The organism is Sphingobium sp. ba1 (assembly GCF_000743655.1).
Classification (GTDB): Bacteria; Pseudomonadota; Alphaproteobacteria; order Sphingomonadales; family Sphingomonadaceae; genus Sphingobium.
Window position 1 is genome coordinate 2,485,630 of the sequence record NZ_JPPQ01000069.1, and the last position, 10,617, is coordinate 2,496,246.

A 10,617-nucleotide genomic window follows, 5' to 3' on the forward strand; every position below is an offset into this window, starting at 1 on the left:
CGGATCGTCGGCACGCCGCAGGCGAATGAGTTTATCGACACGGACGAAGCCAATATCTATTATGGTGTCGATGGCGACGACCTGATTGTCGGCAATGGTGGTAACGACGAACTGCATGGCGGCAATGGCAACGACACCATCTCTGGTGGTCAAGGCAATGACTATATCGTCGGCGGCGCTGGTGATGATGCTATAACCAGCGGCGCCGGGACCGACACCATCTATGGTGACGATGGCAATGACATCGTCCATGGTGGTGATGATGCCGACACCATTTATGGCGGAGCAGGCAGCGACCAACTGCATGGCGAGTTCGGTGCCGATACGCTCTATGCACAGGATGGCAACGACCAGGTCTTTGGCGGCGCGGACAATGACCAGATCTTCGGCGGTCTGGGCGATGACAGCCTCGACGGCGGTGACGGGAACGACACGGTTTATGGAGACGGTGGTGCCGACACCCTGATTGGCGGAGCAGGCGCTGACTGGCTCTATGGCGGCGAAGGCGATGATCTGTTGCTCGGCGGCGAAGGCAATGACATGCTGGACGGTGGCAGCGGCTATGATATCGCCAGCTATGTCGGCAGTAATGTCGCACTGACCATTGATTTGTCCGCCAACAGCATATTCGCGCTTGGCGGCAATATCGGCACGGATACGCTTTCCAGTGTCGAGGGTATTATCGGCTCCGCATTCAACGACGTGCTGACCGGGAATAGCACGGACAACGTCATTGAGGGCGGTGCTGGGAACGACCTCATGGATGGCCGCGATGGCGTCGATACGTTGCGCTACACCAGTGCTACGGCCGGGGTCACACTCTCTCTCGCGCTCACAGGTGCGCAGGCCACCGGAGGAGCCGGGACGGATACGGTCACCAATTTCGAGAATATCACGGGGTCTGCCTATAATGACGTGCTGAGTGGATCGTCCGCCAATAATATATTGCTCGGTGGCGGCGGCAATGACAGCTTGGCAGGCGGAGACGGCGAGGATCGGCTGGATGGTGCCGACGGGGCCGACACTGTCCAAGGCGATGCAGGCGATGACCAGATCTTCGGTGGTGCCGGGAATGACAGCCTGTTTGGCGGCGCTGGCCTTGACCAGATTTTCGGCGGCGCGGGCAACGACAGCCTGTCAGGTGGAGCCGACGATGATCGCCTCTATGGGGACGCTGGCGACGATAGTATCGACGGTGGTGACGGCAACGACATCATCCTGGGCGGCGAAGGGAACGACACCATAGATGGTGGTGTCGGTGCGGATGATATGGCAGGCGGCCTCGGCAACGACATCTATATCGTCACGAGCGTCAATGACATGGTCAACGAAGCGGCCGATGAAGGCGTTGACGAGGTGCGCACCAACCTGGCGTCCTATACATTGGGTGCGCATGTCGAAAATCTGACCGGCATACGCAGCGCAGGGCAAACACTGATTGGCAATAGCCTCGCCAATCGGATCACGGGTACGGGCAGCGCCGACATCCTCAATGGCGGCGGCGGTGCCGACATGATGATCGGCGGCGCAGGTGACGATCTCTATTATGTCAATGATGCGGGCGACACGATCGTCGAGGCTAACAATGGCGGTAATGATACCGTCAATGCATCGGTGAGCTATTCCCTGGTGGGCATTTATGTCGAAAGCTTGGCCCTTACGGGCACAGCAGCCATTAACGGTAGCGGCAATAGCCTGGCCAATACGTTGATTGGCAATGGCAATAATAATGTGTTGAGCGGCGGGACAGGGAACGACGTCCTCAATGGCGGTGCCGGCAACGATACTCTCGACGGGGGATCCGGCATTGACACGATGGTCGGTGGCATAGGTAACGATATTTATATCGTTGATCATGCTGGTGACATTGTCACGGAAGCAACTAATTCCGGGACTGATGAAGTCAGAACCGGTCTTTCCACCTATACTTTAGGTGTAAATGTCGAGAAGCTGACTGCGACCACTAACAATGGCCAGACCCTGATTGGCAACGCCGTGGCCAACCGTATGACCGGGGGCGATGGCAACGATACCCTCAATGGCGGTATTGGTGCTGATGTAATGATCGGCGGCAAAGGCAATGATATTTATGTCGTTGACCATGTCAGTGAAGAAGTGATTGAGCTTGGTGGAGAGGGCAATGACGAAGTGCGCACGGCGCTCACGAATTACATCTTGGCCGATCATGTCGAAACGCTCACAGCGACGGGATCGACTGGCCAAACCCTGAACGGCAATGCCCTGGCCAACACCATTACGGGCACTGCCGGGCATGACGTCATAAATGGCGGCATAGGTGCCGACATCATGACGGGAGGCGATGGGAATGACGTCTATGTCGTGGACAACGCTGGTGACATCATCGTCGAATTTAATGGAGGCGGTACCGATCGCATCGACGCATCCGTCGATTTCAGTCTTGCAGGTATCTACGTTGAGAATCTGAGGTTGACGGGAACTGGAAATATCAATGCGATCGGGAATAATCTGGCAAACATCCTTACGGGCAATGGTGGAAATAATTTGCTAAATGGCGGCGCTGACGCTGACAAGATGACGGGAGGATTGGGAGATGATGTCTATATCGTTGATAATATCGGCGACGTGGTAATCGAAACCAATATCGGCGGAACCGATGTTATCAATGCCTCAGTCAGCTATACTCTGGCCGGTACTTTTGTGGAGACACTGAACCTGACCGGCATTGCCAATATCGGTGGCACAGGCAATAGCGTTGACAATGTTATAAATGGGAACAGTGGCAATAATGCCCTAAGCGGCGGCGGCGGCAATGATCGCCTTGACGGCAATGGCGGGAACGACTTGCTGACCGGTGGCGCAGGCCAGGATATGTTCGTGTTCGATACGGCGCTTGGTGCCGGTAATGTCGATGTTATTAGCGATTTCAATGTGACGGACGATGTGATTTCATTGGCCTCATCGATATTTTCGGCGGCGGGAGCCGCCGGCCAACTCGCGGCGGGCGCTTTCCGTCTCAGCGCGGTTGCGCTCGATGCCAGCGACCGGATCATGTATGATAATGCTACCGGCAACCTCTATTATGATGCCAATGGCAATGCGGCGGGCGGGTCGGTGCTGTTCGCGCAATTGGCTGCCGGGTTGGCGTTGACCAATGCAGATTTCGTGATCGGTTGACGCGGTACGGCCAAATACACCCTGCTGGCGTTGCCAGTCGGGTGTGGGAGCGATAGGCGGACGCTATGATCGTCCGCCTATCGTTATTCCATATCCTTGCACTTGCTCTGGCGCTCTCTTCTGGCCTTGCTACTGCTGCACCGACCAACCGGCCGACGCCCGGCTACACCCGCGTCGCGATCGAGACGTCGGTGGGGACGATCATCGTTGCGGTGGATCAGAAACGCGCGCCGCGCACGGCGGCGAATTTCCTGGCCTATGTCGATGATGGCCGGTTTGACGGCGTCACCTTCTACCGCGCTGCGCGACGCAAATCTGCGCCGTCGCTGGGGTTGATTCAGGGCGGCATCGACAGCGATGCGCGGCGGTCCTTGCCGCCGGTGGTGCATGAGCCGACGACCCAGACGGGCATCCGCCATCTTGACGCGACGCTGTCCATGGCGCGGCCCAACCGGCCCAATTCGGCGATGGGTAATTTCTTCATCACCATCGGCCCGACCCCCACCATGGACGCGCGGCCCGGCTATATCGGCTATGCGGCCTTTGGCCATGTTGTCGCGGGGATGGACGTGGTGAAGAAAATTCTCGCTGTCCCGACCTGCTGCGGGACTGGGCCGATGCGGGGGCAAATGATCGTCAAGCCGATCGTCATCCGCCATGCCAAAAGACTGGACGGCAAAGCCAAACCTACCGGCGGGGTGAAGCCCTGGTTGATCGGCAGGCTACGGAAGCCTGCAAGGTAGCGATCAGGCGAAGGCAGCTTGATCGTGTCGCGACGCCGGATATCCTTCGCGCGGCGGCCGGGCCTGTATCTTCTTCCACGCCTTTTCGTGAAAGAAGAAGGCGACGGCATTGATCACCGGTTCGACCAGCGCAATGCCACCCGCCAGCGCTACTGATCCGGTCATGAGATAGGCGACGGTAAAACCGACCGTGAGGTGGATGCTGAGATATGTGCCCGTCTTGATGAGGTCCAGCGACATGGGGATGCTCCTTGTTGCGACCCAGTTAAGAACTATTCGCAAAATGTGCCAACCGCTTTTTCCATTGGCTCTGATCGGCGAAAGCGATCAGCATTGCGGCAGGAGAATCGCGATATGGCAGGTCGGATCAGGGTGGGCATTGGCGGCTGGGTCTATGCGCCATGGCGTGACAATTTCTATCCCGCCGGGCTGCGGCAGAAAGACGAACTGGCCTATGTCGGGGCGCATCTGACCGCGACCGAGATCAATGCGACCTATTATAGCAGTCACAAGCCCGCAACTTTCGCGAGCTGGGCGAAGGTCGTGCCCGACGGGTTCCAGTTCGCGGTCAAGGCATCGCGCTACTGCACCAATCGTAAAGTGCTGGCCGAAGCGGGAGACTCGATCGCGAAATTCACGAAACAGGGCATTGTCGAGTTGGGCGATCGGCTGGGTCCGATCTTGTGGCAATTCATGCCGACCAAGCGGTTCGATCCCGATGACTTCAGCGCGTTCCTGCGCCTGTTGCCTGCCAGCGTCGATGGCGTCGCATTGCGACATGCGGTCGAGGTGCGGCACGAAAGTTTCGACGATCCTGCTTTTCTGGAGATGGCGCGGAATGCAGGCGTGGCGGTCGTACTGGCCGATCATGACAGCTATCCGGCTATTCAGGGATATGATGTCGGCTTTTCCTATCTGCGGCTGATGCGGACCCAGGCGGAAGAGACGACTGGCTATTCTCCCACAGACATCAATCATTGGACCGATCAGGCGCGGACGCTGGCCAAACAGGGGGACGTCTATGCGTTTGTCATCGGCGGGGCCAAAGAGCGCAACCCTGCTGCGGCCAAGGCGCTGATTGCGGTTTTGGGGTAACAGCACTGTTGCATTTAGTGCAATCGGCATGCCGTGCTTTGCGATTGTTACATAACCATGACAGGCGCATAGGCCCGCAACCCCAAGACGGGGGATAGATGACAACCAAACAAAGGACATGACCATGCGGCAGGCTTTTCAAGGCGCCGCACTGATCGTAGCCGTCGGCGCACAGATGCTGACTTTCTACTCGGTGCTTTATGCCTGAGCGCGCTTTGCGCTCAACCTTGATCCCGACATTACGGGATGCGAAAAGGCCGCTTCCGGTATAACCGGAGCGGCCTTTTTACTGTCTGGATGCCTTACGCTTTGCTGCAATGATTTGCGGCGACATCAACCTTCGGCAAGCCATCCTGCGAGCAGATAAGCCACAACGCCGATGGGTCCGAGCGCACAAAGCGTCAGCAGGACGACGGCGACGCGGATCAATGTCACATCCAGGCCGCTGCGGTTGGACAGGCCCGCACATACGCCCATGATCGTGCCATTGCGACGGTCGAGGGTGAAACTGTTGTTCATGACTTTGGCTTTCAAATCTATCTGGAGAGTCTGAGATGGCGTGCGATCAGGCGATCGGCAGGACCGGTACGGCCGCGCTGATGAACAGGCTGGCGACGAGGATGGCACCGGTGAACGCAACGGCGACATGCTGGAAACGGGTGATGGACATGATGAAAACTCCCTGTTTGTCTGGTAGCCGGACCATCCGGCCTTGATGCTTTCAGGGAATGCAGAAGCCGTGCCAGTTTTGATTTCTTTGAGAAATGCGGGGTTTTCCGCCGTCGCAGTCGGGTGCGCACATGTCAAAAATTACGCCTATTGGCGAAAATTCCTGCTGGTTAGGAATTTTTGCGGGGCATGTGCGTGATCCATCCGCCACTCTTTGTCTATGGCACGTTGCGACGGGGCTTTGACGGGCCGATGGCGCAGCGGTTGCAAGGGGCGACTCAATATATCGGTCGCGCTTTTGCCCAAGGACGGCTTTATCGAGTGGGGGATTATCCCGCTTTCCTGCCGGGGCCGGAGGGGCAGGTCATTGGCGACCTGCTCGCGCTGTCTGATCCTGCGGCGACGCTTGCCTGGCTTGATGCGTATGAAGAATGCGCCGCCACCTATCCGCAGCCGCACGAATATCGCCGCGAAAAACTGAGCGTGTGGGGACCGGACGGCCCCATCGTCGCCTGGGCCTATGTCTACGCCCTGCCGGTAACGGATTTGCCGCTGATCGCTGGCGGCGATTTTCTACCCCGCCAGCGATAACGCGCTCTTATTTCTGCTTCATCGCTTCGACCGCGGCCAGCGTGGTCTTCACATGATTGGCATAGCTCATTTCGGAATGGACGAAGGCGATCCGGCCTGATGGCGCGATGACATAAGAGGTACGATCGGTCATGCCCGGCCGCATTTTGAGCGCGACGTCATAGCCAGAGACAATGCCCGGCCCGGCCGAGGCGACCGCGAACTTGCCCGCGCATTCCTTGGTGGAGAAAGCGACCAGATCATCGACCGGGTCGGCCGACATGCCGATCACCGTCGCACCCGCTGCCTTGAACTTGTCGATATTGTCGGCAAATTCGCGCGCTTCGGCCGAACAGCCCGGCGTGAACGCCTTGGGGAAGAAATAGAGGACGACTGGCCCACGCTTCAACTGGTGCGACAGGGTCAGCGTGAAGGTCTTGCCCGCCATCGCCCCGCGCGTGGTGAATTCGGGGGCCTTGGCGCCGACGGCCAGGGCGGCCATGGCGCTGGTCGATGCGGTCAGGGCAGCGACGGTGGCAAGAAGGAAAGTCAGGCGCTTCATCGGTTGGGCTCCATCAGTCAGGCGACGGGAGCCGCTCGCCCCCTTGTAAATGATCGCAATGCCTCGTTGATCATGAATGTCGGCGAAACGGCCGACATCGCGATGATCCTCGCAAGGCTTGGTGATGACGGCAATGACAGCCGGGCGCAAGTCGGCCATTGGGGAATGGCGCTATCGAAGGAACCACCGCGCAACTTGCCTGTTCCTGTGGTCATGCGCCTTGCCCTTGCCATCCTTCTCCCGATCGCGCTTGCCGCCTGCGACAAGGCAGCGGACTCACCGGACGCGTCGCCGTCGGTGACGGCGAATATCAGCGACCGCACCGAAAAAATGGAGCAGGATAGCGCACCCCCGGCGAACGCAACGTCGCCGGTCGAAACGGCATCCAACGCGACTGCTGCCGACGCCGACATGGCCGGACCGATCCCGGCGGCTCTGCACGGACGCTGGACCGGCATCAATGATCGATGCGGCGACCGGGCGGCGGATATGGAATTGAATATTCTGCCGGACCAGTTGGTCTTCCATGAAAGCGTCGGCACTGTGCAAAAGGCCACGCCGGGGGAGGACGGGCGTTTGTCGGTCACAGCAGCCTTTACCGGCGAGGGACAAAGTTGGACCCGTACCATGTCGCTCGCCCTGGCAGACGATGGGCAACGGCTCATCATCGTTAATGACGGGCCGTCTGCAACGCGCAAGCGCTGCTAAGCGCTTCCCCGACAGCCTCTTGCCCGCTACAGCCGCCCGATGATCGGCCGCCTGACCTTGAGCGATTTCCGCAACCATGCGGATGCGCTGATCCTGCCCGATCATCCTTTCATCCTGCTGACCGGCGACAATGGCGCGGGCAAGACCAATATATTGGAAGCCGTGTCTATGCTGGCACCGGGGCGCGGGCTGCGCGGCGCTGCCCTGCGCGCGATGACGCGGCAGGATGGAGCGGGCGGCTTTGGCGTCGCGGCGGAGGTGGACGGGGTCGTGCTGGGCACGGGCGTATCGGCCGCCACGCCCGACCGGCGACAGGTGCGGATCGGCGGGGTGGCCTCATCGGCGAATGCGCTGGCGGATCATCTGGCGATCGTCTGGCTGACCCCGGCGATGGACCGGCTGTTTCTCGACAGTCCGGGCGGGCGGCGGCGCTTTCTGGATCGGCTGACACTGGCGCTGCACCCCGGCCATGCTGCGCACAGCGCCCGCTATGATGCAGCGATGCGTGCGCGCAACCGGCTGCTGGTCGACCTGCGCCGCGCAGACCCGGTCTGGCTGACTGCGCTGGAGGCGCAGATGGACGAGCATGGCACCGCGCTGGCACAAGCGCGCGCCGATCTGGTCATGCGCCTGAACATGGTGCTGGCCGATCAGCCTGACGCACCTTTTGCCCGCCCGTCCGTCCTGATCGAGCAGGAAGAGGGTGCCAGCGACGAGCCTTTGGCGGTTCGGCTGGGTCGGGATCGACGACGCGATGCGGCGGCGGGGCGGACCCTGGCCGGGCCCCATCGCCATGATCTGGCTGTTACCCATATCGCCAAGGCGCAGCCTGCGGCGCTCTGTTCGACCGGCGAGCAAAAGGCATTGCTGTTGTCCATTCTGCTGGCGCACGCCGCACTGGTCGCGGCCGATCGCGGGCAACCGCCGGTCCTGCTGCTCGACGAAGTGGCGGCGCATCTCGACCCGTCGCGGCGAGCCGCCTTGTTCGACCGATTGGCCGCAACAGGGGGGCAGGTCTGGATGACCGGGACGGAATCGTCGCTTTTCAACGATTTGACGGCGGCGACTCGATTAATGGTAACGGCGGGCCATCTCTTTTGTTCCGCGACATAACGCGTCGTCGCAACGACTCGTCGCCTGGCGCTTCCCATGGCGTCCGGCGTCTGGCCTAAAGCCTTCATAGGGGCAAAAGCCTAAAAGCAAGTCGGGGTCGCATTCGCATGATCGGTAGTTTTCGCGCGGTTTTTGCCGCTGCTCTTCTTGCGCTCTCTTCCCTGATCGTTACGCCTGCGACGGCCGGAGTGCTGCAATGCGTTCCCTTCGCCCGTCAGGCGTCCGGCATCGACCTTTACGGCAACGCGCATACTTGGTGGAACCAGGCGGAAGGCCGCTATGACCGTGGTCATGAACCGCGTGTCGGCGCTGTCCTCGCCTTCGCCGCTAGCCGGTCCATGCCGGTCGGCCATGTCGCGATGGTCAGCAAGGTGGTCAATGAGCGCGAAGTGCTGCTGACCCATGCCAACTGGTCCTATCGTGGCGGTATCGAGCGCAATGTCCGCGCGATCGACGTATCGGCCAACAATGACTGGACCGATGTGCGCGTATGGTATGGCCCGATCGGCAATCTGGGCCTGCGCTCCAATGCGGCGCGCGGTTTCATCTATGCCCAGCCGGCCCGGACCATTGATCAGCCGGTGCAGATCGCATCGGCAGCGGCCAGCGGCGGCGCGCCCCGCGCGGCATTCTGATCCTTTAACCTCTTCATAAATAGTCGCGATCTAGGGTCGTCCTTGGTGGGGCGATTCTTGGGTTTCGGGATCGCATAAATGATTCGAGGACTTGTCCGGGCGGCAGCATTGCTGGCGTCCGGTCTGACGGCTGCGCCCTTGTGGAGCGCGGCGGTGCTGCAATGCGTACCTTATGCCCGCATCGTGTCGGGCGTGGATATTCGCGGGGATGCGCTGACCTGGTGGGATCAGGCCAGCCAACACTATAAGCGCGGTGCCAAGCCCAAAAAGGGCGCGGTGCTGGCGTTCCGGCCGCATGGCCCGATGAAGCTGGGCCATGTCGCGGTGGTCAGTCGCGTGCTGGACGATCGGCGCGTGCTGATCCGCCACGCCAACTGGTCCGTGCCCGGCGCGATCGAGGAAGATGTGCTGGCGATCGACGTGTCGGACGGCGGCGACTGGAGCCAGGTGCGCGTCTGGCACAGCCCGACCGCGCAAATGGGCGCGCGCACCAACCCGACCTTCGGCTTCATCTATCCGGCCAAAGCGAAATTGCATGATTTCACGCCTGACCCCGCCTTGGGCAGCAGCGTGCGCTTTGCCAAAATCGACGCGGATATGTGGGATAGGCGTCGGCCGCATCGCGCGCCCGCTCCCCATGGCGGCATCATGGTCGCGCAGGCACCTGCCGCCCTGGCCAAGGTCGCCCGGAAAGCGGCTCCGCGTCTGGAGGCGGATTTGCGCGTGGTCAGCTATGCGGATGCAACGCCATCGCAGCGGACGCTGAGCGCGATCATTGCGGACGTCAAACGCCAGTCCGTCCTGAATTGACGACAGGCGCGCGAACCGACGCGCGCCTGTGGATGACGCTTATTCCGCGTCGGCAGGTTTGTCTTCGTCGGCGCCTTCGGCCGGATTTTCGAACCAGGCTTCGACCGGCCCGGTCAGCTTGATCGTCAGCGGATTGCCGTGGCGATCGCGGGTCTTGCCTGCCGCGACGCGAATCCAGCCTTCGGAAATCGAATATTCCTCGACATCCTTGCGCTCGCGACCCTTGAACCGGATGCCGATGCCACGCTGCAGCACCTCCATGTTGAAATGGGGGCTTTTGGGATTGGTGGACAGATGGTCGGGGGGCGTATCGCTCATGATGCGGTTCCTTGGAATTGGCTGGGCTGCGCCTAGCCTTTTGCCCGCCAACCCGTCAACTGCCCCAACCCGCCGATCAGCCTGATCGACGGGCTGGGGCAGGCCCGTCAACGACAGACGCGGACGCGGACGTTGCGATCGCGATAATAGTCATAGCGCCATTGCGTCCAGCAACGCGGGCGATAGGCGGCCCGGTAATAGCCCCGGTCGCCCCGCCAGTGGCGGCGGCCATCCCAGC

At 60.6% G+C, this 10,617-nt stretch carries 12 protein-coding genes and 1 pseudogene; 9 read left to right on the forward strand and 4 right to left on the reverse strand.

Annotated features, from left to right (window positions below; genetic code table 11):
• Positions 1-84: 84 nt before the first annotated feature.
• From IL54_RS25940 to IL54_RS15205, 3 genes and pseudogenes are all read left to right on the forward strand, one after another.
• Positions 85-951 (forward strand): annotated as a pseudogene (locus IL54_RS25940) (calcium-binding protein); the annotation flags it as partial.
• Positions 952-972: 21 nt separating this feature from the next.
• The gene (locus IL54_RS15200) at positions 973-3,156 is read left to right on the forward strand and encodes a calcium-binding protein (RefSeq protein ID WP_237748899.1); all 2,184 of its coding nucleotides are present in this window, start codon (positions 973-975) and stop codon (positions 3,154-3,156) included.
• Positions 3,157-3,221: 65 nt separating this feature from the next.
• The gene (locus IL54_RS15205; RefSeq protein WP_037476695.1) at positions 3,222-3,899 is read left to right on the forward strand and encodes a peptidylprolyl isomerase; all 678 of its coding nucleotides are present in this window, start codon (positions 3,222-3,224) and stop codon (positions 3,897-3,899) included.
• A 3-nt stretch (positions 3,900-3,902) separates the two neighbouring features.
• On the opposite strand, the gene IL54_RS15210 is transcribed toward IL54_RS15205, so the two are convergent.
• Positions 3,903-4,139, reverse strand: coding sequence for a DUF2061 domain-containing protein (locus IL54_RS15210; protein ID WP_037476696.1), 237 nt, complete (start codon positions 4,137-4,139; stop codon positions 3,903-3,905).
• A gap of 114 nt (positions 4,140-4,253) precedes the next feature.
• On the opposite strand from IL54_RS15210, the gene IL54_RS15215 reads away from it, so the two are divergent.
• The gene (locus IL54_RS15215) at positions 4,254-4,994 is read left to right on the forward strand and encodes a DUF72 domain-containing protein (protein ID WP_037478834.1); all 741 of its coding nucleotides are present in this window, start codon (positions 4,254-4,256) and stop codon (positions 4,992-4,994) included.
• 333 nt (positions 4,995-5,327) lie between these two features.
• Here the strand turns inward: IL54_RS15215 and IL54_RS15220 are convergent, their stop codons facing one another.
• Positions 5,328-5,513 (reverse strand): PspC domain-containing protein, encoded by a 186-nt coding sequence (locus IL54_RS15220; protein ID WP_037476697.1) that lies wholly within the window; start codon positions 5,511-5,513, stop codon positions 5,328-5,330.
• Positions 5,514-5,852: 339 nt separating this feature from the next.
• Between IL54_RS15220 and IL54_RS15225 the strand changes: the two genes are divergently transcribed.
• Positions 5,853-6,254, forward strand: a complete 402-nt coding sequence (locus tag IL54_RS15225; protein ID WP_037476698.1) for a gamma-glutamylcyclotransferase family protein — start codon at positions 5,853-5,855, stop codon at positions 6,252-6,254.
• Positions 6,255-6,261: 7 nt separating this feature from the next.
• Here IL54_RS15225 and IL54_RS15230 read toward each other — a convergent pair whose 3' ends face one another.
• Positions 6,262-6,795: a peroxiredoxin gene (locus IL54_RS15230; RefSeq protein ID WP_037478836.1), complete on the reverse strand. Its 534-nt coding sequence runs from the start codon at positions 6,793-6,795 to the stop codon at positions 6,262-6,264.
• A gap of 72 nt (positions 6,796-6,867) precedes the next feature.
• On the opposite strand from IL54_RS15230, the gene IL54_RS15235 reads away from it, so the two are divergent.
• The 4 genes from IL54_RS15235 to IL54_RS15250 all read left to right on the forward strand — a co-directional run bounded on the left by IL54_RS15235 (position 6,868) and on the right by IL54_RS15250 (position 10,061).
• The gene (locus IL54_RS15235) at positions 6,868-7,503 is read left to right on the forward strand and encodes a hypothetical protein (protein WP_237748900.1); all 636 of its coding nucleotides are present in this window, start codon (positions 6,868-6,870) and stop codon (positions 7,501-7,503) included.
• Between the two features lie 39 nt (positions 7,504-7,542).
• A complete protein-coding gene (recF, locus tag IL54_RS15240; protein WP_037476699.1) occupies positions 7,543-8,616 on the forward strand; it encodes a DNA replication/repair protein RecF in 1,074 nt (357 codons plus the stop codon).
• A 107-nt stretch (positions 8,617-8,723) separates the two neighbouring features.
• Positions 8,724-9,251, forward strand: coding sequence for a CHAP domain-containing protein (locus tag IL54_RS15245; protein ID WP_037476703.1), 528 nt, complete (start codon positions 8,724-8,726; stop codon positions 9,249-9,251).
• 78 nt (positions 9,252-9,329) lie between these two features.
• Complete coding sequence (locus IL54_RS15250) at positions 9,330-10,061, forward strand: CHAP domain-containing protein (protein WP_037476704.1); 732 nt, start codon at positions 9,330-9,332, stop codon at positions 10,059-10,061.
• A 39-nt stretch (positions 10,062-10,100) separates the two neighbouring features.
• On the opposite strand, the gene IL54_RS15255 is transcribed toward IL54_RS15250, so the two are convergent.
• Positions 10,101-10,379 carry a DUF3297 family protein gene (locus tag IL54_RS15255; protein WP_037476705.1) on the reverse strand — a complete coding sequence of 93 codons (279 nt, stop codon included), beginning with the start codon at positions 10,377-10,379 and terminating at the stop codon, positions 10,101-10,103.
• Positions 10,380-10,617: the final 238 nt, after the last annotated feature.